Origin of the sequence: Erythrobacter tepidarius (assembly GCF_002155695.1) — a bacterium.
GTDB classification, from domain to species: Bacteria; Pseudomonadota; Alphaproteobacteria; order Sphingomonadales; family Sphingomonadaceae; genus Erythrobacter; species Erythrobacter tepidarius.
The window spans coordinates 12,580-30,658 of the sequence record NZ_MUYJ01000002.1 but is presented as its reverse complement, the minus strand read 5'-3'; the positions used below and the strand labels follow the sequence as shown (position 1 = coordinate 30,658).

Below are 18,079 nucleotides of genomic sequence, written 5' to 3'. Positions count from 1 at the left end.
TTTGAAACGAACCCAGCTCTCCTCCCCGGGGTTGAACGAAACACGAAGCGAAGCGCCGCTTCGCCGCAGTTCTGTGAGGAGAGAGAGCTTATGGCCAAATCAAAAGCTGTTGCCGCTGGCCCTGCCTTGCAGGGTGTTGTTCCGGGCCGTCTGGCGGGCAAGATCGCGGTTGTCACCGGCGCTGCGGGCAATCTGGGCGGGCATATCGTCACGCACTATCTTGCAGAAGGCGCAACCGTGGTGATGACGGGCCGCACCCCCGATCGCACCGAGGCCGCGGCGCAGGCGCTGCTCAAGGCCACCGGTGCCGATCCGGCGCGGCTCGCCACCGTGGCGCTCGATGGCGGTGACATCGCCTCGGTCCGCGCCGCAATTGCCGAGGTGGTGCGCAAATTCGGGCGGATCGACATTCTGGTGAACAACGCCGGCAGCGCCGGGCCGAAGCAGCCGATCGAGAACCTGCCCCTGTCGGCAGAGGAACTGGCCGCGCTCCAGAAGAAGGGCAGCACCGACAGCGAGACCGTGGGCGATGCCCTGCGCAACATCTTCGCGGTCGCGTGGAACGTTGCGCGGGTCGCGGCCGAGCATATTCCCGAAGGCGGTTCGATCATCAACGTCTCGACCATCTTCAGCCGCACGCCCTATTATGCGCGGGCGGCCTATGTTGTCCCCAAGGCGGCGCTGAATGCCTGGAGCCGTGAGCTCAGTCTCGAGCTTGGCCCCAGGGGCATCCGCGTCAATCTGGTCTATCCCGGCCCGATCGAGAGCGAGCGCATCCGCAGCGTGTTTGCCGCGATGGACGCGGCGCGCGGCGATGAAGCGGGCACCACCGCCAAGCAGTTCTTCGACATGATGAGCCTCGAACGCGCCGCCAGCGGGAAAGAGAAGGCCAAGACCTTCCCCATGCCCGAAGACGTCGCCGCCACCTGCGTGTTCCTCGGCTCGGACGAGAGCGCGGCCTATAACGGCCACGATTTTGAGATCACCCATGGGATGAGCGTGAGGAAGGAGCAGCGCTCGACCTATCTCGCCCGGCCCACCATGCGCTCGATGGATGGCACGGGTCTAGCCGTGCTCATCGCCGCCGGCGACGACTGGGAGGAGGCGCTGGAGATCGCGCAGGTGCAGCTCGCCTGCGGAGCCGAAGTGGTGCTCGGCCTGCCGCGCGCCGCCGACGTCGCCATTGCCGAGAAGCGCTGCAAGGCGCTCGGCCTGTCCGACAAGCTTGCGATCATCCGCTTCAATCGCAAGGACCCGGCAGGCATGGAAGCGGCGCTGGAGGAATACACCAGAAAGGGCACGCCGATCAGCGGCGCGCTGTTCCTGCCGGCGCTTGGCGCGGGCGAATTGTCGGGCGCGATCACCGCGGTGGAGGATTCGGTGGTCGAGGCGCTGATGGATGTCGAATTGGCGGGCAACATGGCACTCGCGCGCACCCTGAGCCGCTACTGGAAGCGCCACGACAGTCTGCTCCAGCCGCCGCGCTTCGTCTTCGTCAGCCATGCCAGCGACGGGAAGGGCGACATCTACGGCCACATCCTGCGCGCCGCGACCGAACAGCTGATCCGCATCTGGCGTGACGAGAGCGCGATCGATACCGCCCATGGCCGCCGCCGGCAGGCCGAGTGGGGCAACCAGATCGTCCGCTTCACCAACACCGAGGCCGAGAACATCCGCTTCACCGCGGGCCATGCGGCGCGCATCCTGCTGAAGGAAAGCAAGATCGGCGAGATCACGCTCTATGTCCCGCCGAATATCGGCGAGGCGACGGGCGCGAGGAAGGCGATGCCCGGCTTTTCCGAAAACATCACCGGGCTGCATCTGGGCAAGGTCGCGCTGATCACCGGCGGGTCGGCCGGGATCGGCGGGCAGGTGGCGCGGCTGCTGGCGCTGGCAGGCGGCAAGGTGATGATGGTCGCCCGGCGCGAAAGCGAACTCGCGCTGGCCCGGGCGCGGATCGTCAGCGAGCTGGAGGACATCGGCTTTGCCGGGGTCGAACGCCGGGTGCAGACCCTTGCCAATGTCGACGTCAGCAATTTCGAAAGCCTCAAGCGCGCAGTCGATGCGACGCTCAAGGCCTTCGGACGGATCGACTACCTCATCAACAATGCGGGCGTTGCGGGCGCGGAGGACATGGTTGTCGACATGACGGTCGATGCCTGGAACTACACGCTCGATGCGAACCTCGTGTCGAACTACTTTCTCATCCACCATGTCGCGCCGCTGATGAAGGCGCAAGGGTCGGGCTATATCCTCAATGTTTCGAGCTATTTCGGGGGTGAGAAATATCTTGCGGTCGCTTACCCGAACCGCGCCGACTACGCGGTGTCTAAGGCGGGCCAGCGCGCGATGGTGGAATCGATGGCGCGTTACCTTGGCCCCGAAGTGCAGTTCAACGCGATCGCGCCGGGGCCGGTGGATGGCGATCGGCTTTCGGGCACCGGCGGCAAGCCCGGCCTGTTCGAACGGCGCGGCAAGCTGATCCTCGAAAACAAGCGGCTCAACGCCGTTCACGCTGCCGCGATCAAGGCGATCCGGCGCGGGGTGCGGGTCGAGGCGGTGCTGGCCCGGCTCGCCCGTAACGATACCGTCAGGATGAGCCATGACACCAACAACCCGCACGAACTGCGCGAACTGGCGCTGGCTTGCGCGCGGGAAGGTGATGGCACCTGCACCTGGGACCAGTATCTCCTGACGCCGCAAATCGCCGCTGCGCTGATCGGGCGGCTACGGCAGGCGGGGCTGTTCCTCGACGCGCCCGAATGGTCTGAGCGCCCGGCCTCGGAAGATGGCAATTGGCTGCTGCGCGTCCCGCCCGAGGATGCGCCCTTTCTGCCCGTGGACAAGATCGCCGCCGAAGCCAAAAAGGTCGGTTTGGGCGTGCTGTCCAAGCTCTATCTCGGCAAGATGCCGACCGAGCACGACGTGGCGCAGGCGACGGTGTTCTTCCTCGCCGACCGGGCCGTTTCGGGCGAAACCTTCATGCCATCGGGGGGCTTGAGCGTGGAGCGCTCGACCACCGAGCGCGAGCTGTTCGGCAGCCCCAAGCAGGAGCGGCTCGACCAGATGCGTGGGCGTACGGTGTGGATCATCGGCGAGCATCTCGCCGATTACCTCGCCGAGACCGCGCGCGCCTTCATCGAGGATTGCCATGTCGCCAGAGTGGTGGTGATCACCCGCACCGCAGAGGCCTTTGCGGCGATCAAGGCGCAGCTCGAACCCGATACTGCCGAGGCATTGACCTCGCTGGTCAAGACCGCCGACATCGAAGCCGCGATGGACGAGGCGCTGCGCGCCTGGGGCAAGCCCACCACGATCCTCTCAACGCCGATGTCGGCGCTGCCGGCCAAGCTGTTCGAGACGGCTGATCCGCTCACCCCCGAGGCGATTCGCGAGGTGTTGGCCGACAACCTTACCCACCATTTCCGCGTTGCCCGCCGCGCGTCCCTTTATGATGATTGCCAGCTGGTGCTGACCAGCCCCGACGTGCCGATAGGCGATAAGTCCCCGGCCTTCGCGCTGGCGAATTTCATCAAGACGACGCTCCACGCCTTCACCGCGACGCTGGCCGTGGAGAACGAGCGGCTCGTCAACGATGTTCCGGTCAACCAGATCAACCTCACCCGCCGGGTGCAGTCGGAAGAACCGCGCGATCTCGACGAGCATCTGGAGGAAGTCCGCCGCTTTGCCCGGGCGGTGCTGCTGGTCGGCGCGCCCCTGCCCGATGCCGAGGATTCGCGTTACCGAGCGCGGATCTATCGCGGCATGTCGATGACGGTGTGAGGCAGGGCCGTGGTCCAGTACCTGCCCTTCGAAAAGCCGATCGAGGCGCTTGAGAAGCATGTGGCCGAGCTTGCCGCCCATGCCGAGGGCACGGCCGAGGCGCGGATGCTCAGGGAGCGGGCCGACAAGTTGCTCGCGGACACCTATGCCCGGCTCACCCCGTGGCAGCGCACGCTCGTGGCCCGTCACCCCCAGCGACCGCGGTTCGAGCAGCTGGTGGCGGGGCTATTCACCGGTTTTCTCCCCGTCGCGGGGGACCGCAGGTTCGGGGACGATCAGGCGATCATCGGCGGCTTTGCCCGCTTCGAGGGCCGCAAGGTGATGGTGATCGGCCATGTCAAGGGCGAGGACACGCCGGGACGCCTTAAGCACAATTTCGGCATGGCGCGGCCAGAAGGCTATCGCAAGGCGATCCGGCTGATGGATCTTGCCGACCGCTTCGGGCTGCCGGTGGTGACCCTGGTCGATACCCCAGGCGCCTTCCCCGGGATCGATGCTGAAGCGCGCGGGCAGGCGGAAGCAATCGCCCGCTCGACCGAGGCCTGTCTGGCACTGGGCGTCCCGCTCATCGCTGTGGTCGCGGGCGAGGGCGGATCGGGCGGGGCGGTGGCGCTTGCTGCCGCCAACCGCGTGCTGATGTGCGAACACGCGGTCTATTCGGTGATCAGTCCCGAAGGCTGCGCCTCGATCCTGTGGCGCAGCGCCAGCCATGCGGCTGATGCGGCCGAGGCGATGAAGCTCACTGCGCCGGAGCTATTGAAGCTCGGCGTGATCCATCGCATTGTCTACGAGCCGCGCGGCGGGGCGCATCGCGATCCGGAGACGATGGTCAAGCGCCTGGCGCTGGCGCTGCGCGCCGAGCTTGACGAGCTGGCCGCGATGGCTCCCGCCGAGCTGCGCCGCGAGCGCGAGGAGTTCTTTCTGCGGCTCGGCTAGGGTTTCATTGAAACGCGGTGCCGGCTGCAGGGATCGAACCCGCGGCCCCCTGATTACAAATCAGGTGCTCTACCATCTGAGCTAAGCCGGCGCTGCGTGGAGGCGCGTCTATCGTCAATCTGCCTCGCCCTCAAGTGGCCAAGCGACAGGGCACCCCATGCACCCCCGAAAAGCGCGGCCCCGGCGCGACTAGAACGCGCCGAAAGTCCAGCCTTCGGTGCGCGCGACATCGGGGGTGAGGCCCTGCGGGTGCCACAGGTCTTGTTCCCCGTGCATCCGGCGCAGCCAGGCGGCGGTGATCAGCGCGTCGGAGGAATGATCATCGATCACCCCGCTGCCTTCGACCGGCGGCGAGCCGAGCCTGTCGAGCGCATCGTTAAGCGCCTCGACACTGCGCAGCTTGGTTGCCGCGCCGGCCACCCCGCCCAGACGCGCCGCAATCGCGGTGTAGATCTCGACCACCACCGGGCCGTCATCGGGCAAAGGATCGACCGGCCATACCGGCATCCGCCCGCCAAGACGATGGAGCATCCGCATCCCCGTGAGGCTGGACTTGCCGACCTGCGCCGCGCCGACGAGGTTGAAATTGCTCACCGGTCGCACACCAGCCGCGCGCTGGGCGGCTTCGGTGAGGCGAAAGCGGCCTTCGCGGTTGGCCGCTTGGGGATGCAGAAAGCGGTCGCCCTCGATCCCGGCACCGTGGCGGAAGTAGCGGGCCGCCTCGGGGTGTGCGAGGAAGCCTCCGGCCTCCAGATGCGGGTCATCGCGGCACAGGCCATCGATCAGTGCCCATAACGCGCGCGCGTCGGACGGACTGGCATCCCACCCCGGAAAAAACGCGCCGGCATCGAGAAAGGGCAGCGAGATGCCGAGATCGAGACCGACCAGCGTCGGGGCTTCCAGCCTTGCCAGCAGCGCCATCACCTCCGGGCGTGTCCAGCCTCCGGGATGAGGCGGCGCAAGCAGCGCTGGCGGTCCGCCTTGGGCGGGTGCGATCGCCAGGGCGATGCCCTTGTGCCGGGCGCCTCTGGCCCCCGACCAATCGACCGCGAGGAATGCGGCGAAACGCCTCACTTGTTCCGCTCCGCCCGCAGCTTGTTCCAATAGTCGAGCCGCCGCTTCACCTCGCGTTCGAACCCGCGTTCCACCGGCGTGTAGAACTGTTCCGCCGCCATCCCCTCGGGCCAGTAGTTGGCGCCTGAAAAGCCCTCTGGCGCATCGTGATCATAGGCGTAGCCCGCGCCGTAGCCGATGTCCTTCATCAGTTTGGTCGGCGCGTTGAGGATATTGGCCGGCGGGGCGAGGCTGCCGGTCTCCCTGGCCGCCTTCCACGCGGCCTTCTGCGCCATGTAGGCGGCGTTCGATTTGGGGGCGGTGGCAAGATAGAGGCAGGCCTGCACCAGCGCCAGTTCGCCCTCGGGGCTGCCGAGCAAGCGGTAGGCCTCCATTGCCGCCATGCATTGCGGGAGCGCGTGGGGATCGGCCAGGCCGATATCCTCCACTGCCATGCGCACCAGCCGCCGGGCGAGGAAGAGCGGCTCCTCGCCCGCCACCAGCATCCGCGCGAGCCAGTAAAGCGCCGCCTGCGGATCGGAGCCGCGCACGGCTTTGTGAAGCGCGCTGATGAGGTTGTAATGCCCGTCGCGATCCCTGTCGTAAACCGCCACGCGGCGTTGCAGGAAACCGCCGAGCCCGGCCGGATCGAGTGGCTTGGCGAGCCGGGCATGGTAGAGCGTCTCGGCCTGCCCCAGCAGGAAGCGCCCGTCGCCATCGGCCTGCGCGATCAGCGCGGTGCGGGCCTCAGGCGTAAGCGGGAGGGGGCCTTCAAGCGCTTCCGCTTTCGCCAGCAGCGCGGCCAGCGCAGGTTCGTCCAGCCGGTTCAGCACCAGCACCTGGACGCGCGAGAGCAGCGCGGCGTTGAGCGCAAAGCTCGGGTTTTCGGTGGTCGCGCCCACCAGCGTCACCACGCCGCTTTCTACATAGGGCAGGAAGCCGTCCTGCTGGGCGCGGTTGAAGCGGTGGATCTCGTCCACGAACAGCAGCGTCTTGCGGCCGGCCTTGGCCATCTTTTCCGCTTCGGTAAAGGCCTGCTTCAAGTCCGCCACGCCCGAAAACACCGCGCTGATCGCGGCGTAGCGCATCCCTACGCGATCGGCGAGCAGGCGGGCGATCGAGGTCTTGCCGGTGCCGGGCGGCCCCCACAGGATCATGCTGGCAAGACGGCCCGCCGCCACCATCCGCCCGATCGCGCCGTCAGGGCCGGTCAGGTGCTCCTGCCCGACGACCTCGGCCAAGGTCTGCGGCCGCAACCGGTCCGCCAGCGGTGCATCGGGGGCGGGGATGTCGTCGCCACGCGGCGCCTCGGGGGCATCTTGTCCGAACAGGTCAGCCATTCATCGGGCGTGATAGGCCACTTGGCGGAAAAGGAAACTCCCGTCGGCGGGATGGCTTGAAACGATAGCTCTAAGATATATCTTGGATGTATCGCAGATGCAGGCTTGGAGATGGCATCATGAATTGGAACCGGTACGGCCGCGGTAATGGCTGGGAAAAGCTCGCCGAGGCAATGGCGACGATGGCGATGAACGGGACCATGAACTTCGGCGGTCCGAACTGGAAGATGCGCGCGCGCTTCGACGAGGATTTCCCGGGCGGCCGCGAAGCCGATGGCGAGGGCGATGATCGCCCGCGCGCGCGCCGGGGGCGGATGTTCGGTCAGGGCGAGCTGCGCCTTGCCCTGCTGGCGCTGATCGCGGAAGCGCCCCGTCACGGCTACGAATTGATCAAGGCGATCGAGGACATGACCGGCGGTGCCTATGCTCCGAGTCCCGGCGCGGTCTATCCGACGCTCCAGCTGCTGGAAGACGAAGGCGCGATCGAGGAGGCCGAGGCCGAAGGCGCGAAGAAGCCCTTTGCCGTCACCGCGCAGGGCCGCGCCGAGCTGGAGGAACGCAGGGACGAGGTCGAGGGTCTGATGCGCCGCCTCGGCCGTCACGGCGAACGCACCACCACGGTGCGCTCGCACGATCTGTTCCGGGCGATGGGCAACCTCGGCTCGGTGCTCAAGAACCGCGCCCGTGCTGGCAAGCTCGACGAACGCACCATCAACGAGATCGTCGACATGATCGACGAAATGGCCAAGCGCATCGAGCGGCTTTGACGTCCGCCGATTGTCGCAGGGCCGAGCGCGGCCTATTGCCTCTCCATTCGGGTCGCGCCGGGTGGGGAAGAAGTGGTGATGAACAGGTCGACAATCGGCGGCGCCATGGCGCCGTGGCATCTCTGGGTGGTGGGCATCGCGACGCTGCTGTTCAATGCAATGGGCGCGCTGAGCTACACCGTGACCAAGCTCGGCATGCTCGCCGAAATCGGCATGACCCCCGAACAGATTGCCTTCATGGACAGCTACCCGGCATGGGTGAGCGCTCTGTGGGCGCTGGGCGTGTGGGGCGCCTTGGCCGGATCGGTGCTGTTGCTGCTGCGTTCGCGTCTGGCGGTTGCGGCGATGCTGGTGGCGCTGGTCGGGCTGATCGGAACGACGGTCTATAACTACGCCCTGATCGATATGCCCGCGAGCATGCAGGCTCCCGCGCTCGATGGGGCGATCTGGGGGGTAACGCTGTTCCTGCTGGCCTACGCCCGCAGCATGCGCGCGGCAGGGGTGCTGCGGTAATTCACGCGGCCTCTGCCGCCTGCAAGGCCCGGCGCGCTTCGACGAGGCGGATGTAGGTGTCCGCCACCACCGCGTTGATCGCATCCCAGCTGTATTCGCAGGCGCGCGTCTCGCCCGCGGCCCCGTGTGCCGCGCGCAATGCCGGATCTTGGCAATAGGGCGTGAGCGCCTCGGCGAAGGCGAGGGCATCGGCATCCTTGCTCGTGGGTGTCACCAGCCGGCCGGTTACCCCTTCGATCACCAAGCTCGCGCTGCCCGTTGCTCCGGCAGCGACCACGGGCAGGCCGCTCGCCATGGCTTCGAGCGTGACGTTGCCGAAGGTCTCGGTGACCGAGGGGTTGAAGAACACATCCCCGCTCGCCAACGCCTGCCCCAGCGCCTCGCCGGTCTTGAAGCCGGCGAAGATCCCGCCGGGCAGGTTCGCCTCGAACCAGCCGCGCGCCGGGCCATCGCCGATCACCAGCACCTTGTGCGGCACCTGCCGGCGACGCAGCTGGACGATGGTTTCGGCGAACACGTCCAGCCCCTTTTCCATCACCAGCCGCCCGAGGAACACGATCGCCACATCGTCGTCGGCAAGGCCCAGCGAACGCCGCCATTCGAGATCGCGCCGCGCAGAGGAGAAGATCGTGCGATCCACCCCGCGGCTCCACAGCCCGATGTCGTCGTGCATTTCCATCGCCAGCAATTCGTCGATCATCGACTGCGAGGGCGCAACCAATGCATCGCAGCGGTTGTAGAAGCGCCGCAGCATCCGCACGATCAGCGGTTCGAGGAAGGCCATCTTGTAGTAGCGCGGATAGGTTTCGAACCGGGTGTGGACGCTGGCGAGCACCGGAATGTCGTGGTCCTGCGCCCAGCGCAGCGCCGCATGGCCTGCCGGATCGGGCGAGGAGAGGTGGACGATATTGGGCTTGAACCGTGCCAGATCGCGCTTCACCGCCGCGCCGAGACCGGTCGGCAGACGATATTCGCCGCGTCCCTTCACCGGCATCGGCACATTGGGCAGGCCCACCAGATCGCCGGTGGGGGGAAAATCGGGATTGGCGACCTTGGGCGAATAGACCCGCACGGCCGCGCCCTTGGCCAGCAGCCAGCCGACCAGCCGGTTCAGGGCCTGGTTCGCCCCGTCCCGGGTATAGTTGTAGTTGCCGCTGAACAGGGCAATGCGAAGGTCACGGATTTCCATGGAGCGGCCTGATTAGTGGCATTTGCGCCACTTGGCGAGAGGGCGCGCGCGGCAATTTGATTGTTGCCGCGCAGCGGGGTGGGGCGGTCACGCTATTTCACGTTGACTCTTTGCCGCGCAACTCTAGAGCGGCCAGCGGGCCACGCGGTCCCAACGCCGCGCGCGCTCTCTGCAAGGAGAGAATACATGACTGACTACGTTCGCGGGCTCGCGCACGAGCCTACGCTGAAGCCTGAGCGTCCCTTCTTTTCCTCGGGTCCCACGGCTAAATTCCCCGGCTGGTCGCTCGACAAGCTCAAGACCGATTCTCTCGGCCGCTCGCACCGCTCGGCGCTCGGCAAGGCGCGGCTGAAATATGCCATCGATCTCAGCCGCGAACTGCTCGGCATCCCCGACGACTACCTTGTCGGCATCATGCCCGCATCGGATACCGGCGCGCTCGAAGCGGCGATGTGGTCGATGCTCGATCCCGCGCGCCCGGTGACGGTCGCAGCGTGGGAGAGCTTCGGCAATATCTGGATCCAGGACGCGGTGAAGCAACTGAAGCTGCCCAACCTGCAGGTGCTGACCGCCGATTACGGCGAGATCCCGGATCTCACCACCATTCCGCAGCGCAACGACGTGGTCTTCACCTGGAACGGCACGACCTCGGGCGCGATGATCCCCAATACCGACTGGCTCGAGCCGGGCCGCGAGGGCATCACCATCAACGATGCGACCAGCGCGATCTTCGCGCAGGAGATGGACTGGGCCAAGCTCGATGCCACCACCTATTCGTGGCAGAAGGTGATGGGCTCGGAAGCCCAGCACGGGATGCTGATCCTCAGCCCCAAGGCGGTTGAGCGGATCGAAAGCTACGATCCCGCCTGGCCTCTGCCCAAGCTGTTCCGTCTGAAGAAGGGCAACAAGATCAACGCCGGCATCTTTGCGGGCGAGACGATCAACACCCCTTCGATGCTGGCGACCGAGGATTATATCGCCGCGCTCGAATGGGCCAAGGCGATCGGCGGGCGCAAGGCGCTGATCGAGCGGGCCAATGCCAATGCCAAGATCGTCAAGGACTGGATCGAGGCCACCCCGTGGCTGCGCAACATGGTGTCCGACCCGGCCAAGCAGACCAATACCGGGGTGTGCATGGTGTTCCAGGGCGAATGGTACGAGAGCCTCTCCGACGAGGACAAGGCCGCGGTTCCCAAGAAGATCGTCAAGCTCCTAGAAGAACGCGGGGTCGGCTATGATTTCAACGGCTACCGCGACGCGCCGCCGTCCTTGCGCATCTGGTGCGGTTCGACCGTCGAGCAGGAAGACCTCAAGCGTCTGCTGCCGTGGATCGAATGGGCCTACGAGAAGGTCAAGAACGGCTGAGGCCGTGCGAACTTGCGTCGCCCCGGACGTGCTCCGGGGCGGCTTTCCCCGATTCCCCCAGCGCGTGCTGCGCGCGGTCCCGGACCAGGTCCGGGATGACGATGAAAGGTATTTGACATGACCCGTCCCAGAGTTCTCATTTCCGACAAGATGGACCCCAACGCCGCACGAATCCTGCAGGAGCGCGGCTGCGATGTCGATGTGATCACCGGCGAAACCTCCGAACAGCTGATCGCCCGCATCGGCGCCTATGATGGCCTCGCGATCCGTTCCGCGACCAAGGTCACCAAGGCGGTGCTCGATGCTGCGACCAATCTCAAGGTCATCGGCCGCGCCGGGATCGGGGTCGACAATGTCGACATTCCCTATGCTTCGGCGAAGGGCGTGGTGGTGATGAACACCCCGTTCGGCAACTCGATCACCACCGCCGAACACGCGATCGCGCTGATGTTTGCACTGGCCCGCCAGATCCCGGAAGCCAATGCCCGCACCCAGGCCGGCCTGTGGCCCAAGAGCGACTTCATGGGTGTCGAAGTCACCGGCAAGACCCTCGGCCTGATCGGCGCGGGTAATATCGGCTCGATCGTCGCATCGCGCGCGCTCGGCCTCAAGATGAAGGTGATCGCCTATGATCCCTTCCTCACCGAGGATCGCGCGGTGGAAATGGGCGTCGAGAAGGTCGATCTCGACACGCTGCTCGCGCGCGCAGACTTCGTCACGTTGCACACGCCTTTGACCGACGAGACCCGCAACATCCTCAGCCGCGAGCGGCTCGAGAACGCGAAGAAGGGCATCCGCATCATCAATTGCGCGCGCGGCGGGCTGATCGATGAAGTCGCGCTCAAGGACTGCCTCGACAGCGGCCAGGTGGCAGGCGCGGCGCTCGACGTGTTCGAGAGCGAGCCGCCGGCGGCCGATCACCCGCTGTTCGGCACCAAGAACTTCATCTGCACCCCGCACCTTGGCGCTTCGACCAACGAAGCGCAGGTCAATGTCGCGCTCCAGGTCGCCGAGCAGCTCGCCGATTACCTCGTCAACGGCGGCGTCACCAATGCGCTCAACATGCCTTCGCTGAGCGCCGATGAGGCCCCCAAGCTGCGTCCCTACATGGCGCTGGCCGATAAGCTGGGTTCGCTGGTCGGCCAGCTGGCGCATGGCAACCTCACCCACATCAGCATCGAGCGCGAGGGCGCGGCGGCCGGGCTCAACGGCAAGCCGATCACCGCGGCAGTGCTGGCTGGTCTCATGCGCCGCTATTCGGACAGCGTGAACATGGTCAACGCGCCGTTCCTCGCCAAGGAGCGCGGGCTCGACGTGAGCGAGATCCGCCACGAGCGCGAGGGGGCGTTCAACACGCTGGTGCGGGTGACGGTGGAAACCTCGGCCGGGCCGCGCTCGGTGGCGGGCACGCTGTTCGGCACCGAGGCGCCGCGTCTGGTGGAAATCTTCGGGATCGGGATCGAGGCCGAACTCGCCGGGCACATGCTCTATATCGTCAACGACGACAAGCCAGGCTTCATCGGCCGGATCGGCACGCTGCTCGGCAATCACGGCATCAATATCGGCACCTTCAACCTCGGCCGCCGCGAAGCGGGCGGGGAAGCGGTGCTGCTGCTGAGCCTCGACGATCCCCTGACCCCTCAAGTCGTGGCCGAGGCCGAGAAGGTCGAAGGCGTGAAGATGGTCAAGGCCTTGACGTTCTGATCGCCCGAGGCCTTGGCCTGCGGCCCTGAGACCCGCCCCGGGCTTGACCCGGGGCACCCCCCTTTGGCCCATGCGGGCCGAGGCGCAGCCACCCCCATCCGGACTAAGCCGGACGGGCGATGTGTGCGTGCTGCGTTTGCGTCATCTCTGCGCAGACCCCGAGACCTGCGGGGTTCTGGAAAGATAGGAGAGACCAAAGTGCAAAAGAAACCCCTTTGGGCTGTTTTTGCGGCAGCCTCGATCATGACGGTTCAGGCCGCCGCTCCTGTGCCGGCCCTTGCGCAGAGCGCCGCTTTGCCGACCAGCGGGCAGTTCTGGGCCTGCGATCCGGGCTTCACGCTCCAGACCAGCGGCAACGCTGCGCGCTGTATCAAGGCGGGCGAGCGGGTGGAGACCAACCCCGGCAACTGCGTTGCCCCCTCGCAGAAGCGCATCGATTACCGCGGGCAGGTGGATGCCTGCGTGGCCGGGCCGATCGCGGGCGACATGGTCTGTCTCGATCCCACCACCCGGATCGAAGTGCGGCGCGGCATCGACGTCTGCGTGAAGAACACTGAGCCGACCATCCGCCAGCCGGCATCGCGCATCACCCGCAGCTAAGGCAGGGGGCGAGCCTGCCCGGCTGATCGGACAGAGGGGGCGGCTTGGGGCGTTACCGATAGGCCGCAAGCCATCCTTTCGCGCCGTCGCTTGCGCAAACGCAAGCTAGCCGTTGCCCAATTGCTGCACTTCTTCTAGCGCCGCCAGTCTGAAAAGTGGGCAGGGCTTCGACAAGCCGTGTCCGAACGGATAAGCGGCCATCATGACACAGCCCAAGGATCTCCTGCCCGAAGGTCTGGAAGACCGCCTGCCCGCCGAGACCGCGCGGATCAACGCGGCGATGCACGCCTGCCTCGATGTGCTCGATGCGCATGGCTATGATCGCGTACGCCCGCCGCTGCTCGAGTTCGAAGCCTCGCTGGCAGGGCGTATGGCCGGGGTCTCGGTCGGCGAGAGCAGTTCCATGTTCCGCTTCGTCGATCCGGCCTCGCTGCGCACGCTCGCGCTGCGCAGCGACATGACCCCGCAGATCGGCCGCATCGCCGCGACGGGCCTTGCTGCTGCCCCGCGTCCGTTGCGGCTCGCCTATTGCGGCGACACGGTGGTGATCAAGGCCAGTCAGCTCGATCCCGCGCGCGAGCGGTTGCAGCTCGGGGCCGAGCTGATCGGCGCGGACAGCGTCGCGGCCGCCTGCGAGATCGTCGGCCTCGCCGTCGAGGCGCTGGGCGCGGCGGGGCTGACCGGGATCTCGGTCGACTTCACCTTGCCCGATCTGGTCGATACGCTTGCCGAGCGGGCCTTCCCGCTCGCCCCCGAGCAGATCGAGGACGTGCGGCGCGAACTCGATACCAAGGATGCCGGCGGGCTCAAGGTGGCAGGGGGCGCTGCCTATCTGCCGCTGCTCTACGCCACCGGCCCCTTTGCCGAGGCGCTTGCCGCAATGCGCACGATCGATGCGGGCGGGGCGCTGGGCACGCGGCTCGATGCGCTCGAAGCCATCGCCGCGAGCATCGCCGGGAGCGCGCGCATCACCCTCGACCCGACCGAGCGCCACGGCTTCGAATACCAGTCGTGGTTCGGCTTCACGCTCTATGCCGAGGGCCTGCGCCGGGCTGCGGGACGAGGCGGCACCTACCGCATCGCTGGCAGCAACGAACCCGCCACCGGCTTCACGCTTTACCTCGACCGTCTGGCCGAAGCCGCGCCCCAGCCCCCGGCCGTGCGCACCTGCTATCTTCCGCTGGGGCACGACCGTGCGGCCGCCGCGCGCCTCAGGGCCGAAGGCTGGCGCACGGTGGCGCAACTGGCCGAAGGCGAAGATGCACGCGCGCTGGGTTGCGGCTGGGTGCTCGGGCCAGGCGGGCCGGAGGCGCTCTGACGCGTAGATCCCTGATCGGCGATCATCCCAGAACCTTCTTCAGCCACGCATCCATCACCGGTGTCGCCGGGTAGTCCGGCTCACCGAGCTTGCGGTTGATCTCCATGTGGCCGAGCAGGCCCTCGCCGGGGAAGCCTGCGACCTCGACCTCGGATCCGCCCTGCCTGAGCGCCTCTGCCAGCGCGCGCGCCTGCGCGATGCCATCCTCGCGCTGGACGTGGAGCAGCAGGAAGGCGGGCGCGTTGGGCGCGGCGGCGTGCAGCGTGGGGGAAAGCGCCCTCTGCCGGGCCGGATCGGTGCCAAAGGCCTGTTCATACGTGCTTTTCATCATCGGCCCGGCCCGCTTCATCTGTGCCGCCACATCATAGGCCGCGCCGTCATTGGGCATCACCCCGTCGATATCGGCAAAGCTCAGGCCGGCGGCCTTGAGATAGCTTTCGTCCGTTCCCACCAACGCCACCAGATGGGCGCCTGCCGAATGGCCGGTGAGGACCACCCGGCCGCGGTCGATCCCCAGTTCATCGGCGCGCTTGAGCACGTGGGCGAGCGCGGCCGCCACATCCGCCGCCTGCTGTTCCACGCTCGCGGCGGGCACCAGCCGGTAATCGATCGAGGCGAAGGCATAGCCTTGCTCCAGCATGTGCCCAGGCAGGCTGCGGCTCATCGCGTTGCTTTTCGATCCGCGCTTCCAGCCGCCGCCATGGACGAACAGCACCAGCGGCGCCCGCTTGGCGCCCTTAGGCACCCACAGGTCGAGCGTCTGCAAGCGATCGCTGCCATAGGCCAGCGTCTGCGGCGCCGGGGCCTGCACCGCCGAGCCCATGGGCTTGCCGGGCATTTCGGCTTGTCCACCGCGCGCCTTGATCCGCTGGCTGACCGCCATGCGGCAGTCTTCGGACAATTCGGTGAAATTTTCGCGCAGGCAGGTGCGGATCTGGCTGCGGTCATTTCCGCACAGCGTCGTGATCTCCTCGCGGCATGCGGTGGGCAGGCGCTCGCCCCCGCGCCGCTGCGCGAGGATCGGGGTGGCCAGCACGGCGGCGGCGGAGAGAGCGAGCAGGGCTTTGGCGGCAGTCTTCATCATTTCTTCCTTTGTCCGTCGGGTCCGGCTCTGCAACGCGCGAAGCGCGCCAACCCTTCGTGCCGCGCGCCGCCCGTTCAGCTTCGGGGCCGCTTTGCTGAAGTTGGAGACACAAGAGACACTGTCCTGGAACCAAAAACCGCCTCCCCTCCACGCCCGCAAAGCCAGGGCCTGCGCGGCAAGGCAGGCGCGCCCTGCGCGGGGCGGGCGGAAAGCGCGGGACATCGCGCCAGCCTGCCCCAACCAGCCGGCGTAGGAAAGCGCGAAAGCCGTGGCGGCCCCGCTTGCCTCCGGGGCCCCAAACGCCTAGGCCCCGCGCCGCCAGACTTACGTCCAGCAGATATCGAAGGATAGCAATGGCCAACGTCACCGTGATCGGCGCCCAGTGGGGCGATGAGGGCAAGGGCAAGATCGTCGACTGGCTCGCCAGCCGCGCCGATGTGGTGGTGCGCTTTCAGGGCGGGCACAATGCCGGCCACACCCTGGTGATTGACGGCAAGACCTACAAGCTCTCGCTGCTGCCTTCGGGCATCGTTTCGGGGACGCTGTCGGTGATCGGCAACGGCGTGGTGCTCGATCCCTGGGCGCTGCGCGACGAGGTTGCCAAGGTCGAAGCGCAAGGGGTGGCGATCACCGCCGAGAACCTTGCGATTGCCGACAACTGCCCGCTGATCCTGCCGCTCCACCGCGATCTCGACGCGTTGCGCGAAACCGCGGCGGGCAAGGGCAAGATCGGCACCACCGGGCGCGGCATCGGCCCGGCCTATGAAGACAAGGTCGGCAGGCGCGCGATCCGGGTGTGCGACCTTGCGCATCTCGACACGCTGGAGCCGCAGCTTGATCGCCTCTGCGCGCACCATGACGCGCTGCGCGCCGGCTTCGGCCAGCCCCCGGTTGACCGCGCCGCGCTGCTCGAAGAACTGCGCGAGATTGCGCCTTTCGTGCTCAGGTTCGCCCAGCCGGTGTGGAAGCGGCTGAAGAAGGTGCGCCGGGCGGGTGCGAAAATCCTGTTCGAGGGCGCGCAGGGCGTGCTGCTCGATGTCGATCACGGCACCTATCCCTTCGTCACCTCCTCGAACACGGTGAGCGGCACGGCGGCGTCTGGCTCGGGCCTCGGCCCCAATTCGACCGGCTTCGTGCTCGGTATCGTCAAGGCCTACACCACCCGCGTCGGCTCCGGTCCGTTCCCGACCGAGCTGGAAGACGAGATCGGCCAGCGCCTCGGCGAGCGGGGCCATGAATTCGGCACCGTCACCGGCCGCAAGCGCCGCGTGGGCTGGTTCGATGCGGTGCTGGTGCGCCAGTCCTGCGCGATTTCCGGCGTCACCGGCATCGCGCTCACCAAGATCGACGTGCTCGACGGGCTGGAGAAGGTCAAGATCTGCACCGGCTACCGCCTGCGCGGCAAGGTCTATGACTACCTGCCCAGCCATTCTGCCGATCAGGCGGCGTGCGAGCCGATCTACGAGGACATGCCCGGCTGGAGCGAGAGCACCGCAGGCGCGCGCAGCTATGCCGATCTGCCCGCCAATGCGATCAAGTACATCCAGCGCATCCAGGAGCTGATCGAATGCCCGGTGGCGCTGGTTTCGACTAGCCCGGAGCGTGACGACACGATCCTGATGCGCGATCCCTTCGTCGACTAGGCCCTTCGTGGATTGATTGCTGGGCCGCCAAGGGGTTATCCTCGGCACCATGCAACGCCTCACCCTGCTGCCGCTGCTGGCGCTCGCCGCCTGCGCGGGTCCGCCGCCCAAGGTGGCCGAGGGGCCGTCTGCCGCCCGGCCGGAGCTGGAGCGCAAGGCCGCGCGGATCGTGCCCGAGCGGCGCTTTGCCCATGTCGATTACCTGCTGGTCGACAAGTCCGAGCGGCTGATGATCGGCTATGCCGCGGGCCAGCCGGTCAAGGTGTGGCGGGGGCTGCAATTCGGCGATCAGCCGCAGGGCCACAAGCGCTTCGCGGGCGATGAACGCACGCCCGAGGGGCGCTATTATATCGAAGGCCGCAATCCGCGCAGTGCCTATCATCTCAGCCTCAAGATTTCCTACCCCAACGCCGCAGACCGGGCCTATGCCGCGCAGTATGGCCGTTCGCCGGGGGGCGATATCTTCCTCCACGGCCAGCCCAACGGCCTTCCCTTCGGGCGCCTGCCGGGCGACTGGACCGACGGCTGCATCGCCCTTGCCAACGACGAGATCGAGGAATTGTGGCGCATCGTGCCAGATGGGACGGTGATCGAGATAAGGCCCTGATTTGTCGCGCGGCCAGCCGGGCGCAGAGGTTCCGGTTCTCTGTCCGCCCCGGCTCCCCGCCCGGCCTCCAATTGCACCACCATTGTGTGGTGGCCGGGTGAGGCGGCTGGGCGCAGGTCTGACCCGGACAGGTAGTTATACTTGACCTGATCCGGTTTTGTTCTATTCTCGTTCCAG

Annotated in this window: 14 protein-coding genes and 1 tRNA gene; 10 read left to right on the top strand and 5 right to left on the bottom strand. The window is 66.9% G+C overall.

Annotated features, from left to right (window positions below):
* Positions 1–90: 90 nt before the first annotated feature.
* Both BZF61_RS01920 and BZF61_RS01915 read left to right on the top strand, forming a co-directional pair.
* On the top strand, positions 91–3,783 hold the full coding sequence (locus tag BZF61_RS01920) for an SDR family NAD(P)-dependent oxidoreductase (RefSeq protein WP_086616956.1): 3,693 nt from the start codon (positions 91–93) through the stop codon (positions 3,781–3,783).
* A gap of 9 nt (positions 3,784–3,792) precedes the next feature.
* Complete coding sequence (locus BZF61_RS01915; protein WP_086616955.1) at positions 3,793–4,719, top strand: acetyl-CoA carboxylase carboxyltransferase subunit alpha; 927 nt, start codon at positions 3,793–3,795, stop codon at positions 4,717–4,719.
* Positions 4,720–4,737: 18 nt separating this feature from the next.
* On the opposite strand, the gene BZF61_RS01910 is transcribed toward BZF61_RS01915, so the two are convergent.
* The 3 genes from BZF61_RS01910 to BZF61_RS01900 all read right to left on the bottom strand — a co-directional run bounded on the left by BZF61_RS01910 (position 4,738) and on the right by BZF61_RS01900 (position 7,112).
* A tRNA-Thr gene (locus tag BZF61_RS01910) sits at positions 4,738–4,810 on the bottom strand.
* Positions 4,811–4,908: 98 nt separating this feature from the next.
* A complete protein-coding gene (locus BZF61_RS01905; RefSeq protein ID WP_086616954.1) occupies positions 4,909–5,793 on the bottom strand; it encodes a hypothetical protein in 885 nt (294 codons plus the stop codon).
* Positions 5,790–7,112, bottom strand: coding sequence for a replication-associated recombination protein A (locus tag BZF61_RS01900; protein WP_086616953.1), 1,323 nt, complete (start codon positions 7,110–7,112; stop codon positions 5,790–5,792). Before BZF61_RS01900 ends, BZF61_RS01905 begins: the two co-directional genes overlap by 4 nt.
* Before the next feature lie 119 nt (positions 7,113–7,231).
* Between BZF61_RS01900 and BZF61_RS01895 the strand changes: the two genes are divergently transcribed.
* Positions 7,232–7,879 (top strand): PadR family transcriptional regulator, encoded by a 648-nt coding sequence (locus BZF61_RS01895; RefSeq protein WP_086616952.1) that lies wholly within the window; start codon positions 7,232–7,234, stop codon positions 7,877–7,879.
* A gap of 78 nt (positions 7,880–7,957) precedes the next feature.
* On the top strand, positions 7,958–8,392 hold the full coding sequence (locus BZF61_RS01890; RefSeq protein ID WP_086617156.1) for a hypothetical protein: 435 nt from the start codon (positions 7,958–7,960) through the stop codon (positions 8,390–8,392).
* A 1-nt stretch (position 8,393) separates the two neighbouring features.
* Here the strand turns inward: BZF61_RS01890 and BZF61_RS01885 are convergent, their stop codons facing one another.
* The gene (locus BZF61_RS01885; protein WP_086616951.1) at positions 8,394–9,581 is read right to left on the bottom strand and encodes a glycosyltransferase family 4 protein; all 1,188 of its coding nucleotides are present in this window, start codon (positions 9,579–9,581) and stop codon (positions 8,394–8,396) included.
* Between the two features lie 186 nt (positions 9,582–9,767).
* Between BZF61_RS01885 and BZF61_RS01880 the strand changes: the two genes are divergently transcribed.
* The 4 genes from BZF61_RS01880 (at position 9,768) to BZF61_RS01865 (ending at position 14,568) form a co-directional block, all read left to right on the top strand.
* Positions 9,768–10,946 carry a phosphoserine transaminase gene (locus BZF61_RS01880; RefSeq protein ID WP_086616950.1) on the top strand — a complete coding sequence of 393 codons (1,179 nt, stop codon included), beginning with the start codon at positions 9,768–9,770 and terminating at the stop codon, positions 10,944–10,946.
* Positions 10,947–11,063: 117 nt separating this feature from the next.
* Positions 11,064–12,650, top strand: coding sequence for a phosphoglycerate dehydrogenase (gene serA, locus BZF61_RS01875; protein ID WP_086616949.1), 1,587 nt, complete (start codon positions 11,064–11,066; stop codon positions 12,648–12,650).
* A gap of 243 nt (positions 12,651–12,893) precedes the next feature.
* Positions 12,894–13,250, top strand: a complete 357-nt coding sequence (locus tag BZF61_RS01870) for a hypothetical protein (protein WP_086616948.1) — start codon at positions 12,894–12,896, stop codon at positions 13,248–13,250.
* Between the two features lie 202 nt (positions 13,251–13,452).
* Positions 13,453–14,568, top strand: a complete 1,116-nt coding sequence (locus BZF61_RS01865) for an ATP phosphoribosyltransferase regulatory subunit (protein ID WP_086616947.1) — start codon at positions 13,453–13,455, stop codon at positions 14,566–14,568.
* A gap of 22 nt (positions 14,569–14,590) precedes the next feature.
* On the opposite strand, the gene BZF61_RS01860 is transcribed toward BZF61_RS01865, so the two are convergent.
* Entirely contained in the window at positions 14,591–15,649 is a 1,059-nt protein-coding gene (locus BZF61_RS01860) for an alpha/beta fold hydrolase (RefSeq protein WP_086617155.1), read from the bottom strand.
* Between the two features lie 356 nt (positions 15,650–16,005).
* Between BZF61_RS01860 and BZF61_RS01855 the strand changes: the two genes are divergently transcribed.
* Both BZF61_RS01855 and BZF61_RS01850 read left to right on the top strand, forming a co-directional pair.
* Positions 16,006–17,295 carry an adenylosuccinate synthase gene (locus tag BZF61_RS01855; protein WP_086616946.1) on the top strand — a complete coding sequence of 430 codons (1,290 nt, stop codon included), beginning with the start codon at positions 16,006–16,008 and terminating at the stop codon, positions 17,293–17,295.
* A gap of 49 nt (positions 17,296–17,344) precedes the next feature.
* A complete protein-coding gene (locus BZF61_RS01850) occupies positions 17,345–17,902 on the top strand; it encodes a L,D-transpeptidase family protein (protein WP_086616945.1) in 558 nt (185 codons plus the stop codon).
* Positions 17,903–18,079: the final 177 nt, after the last annotated feature.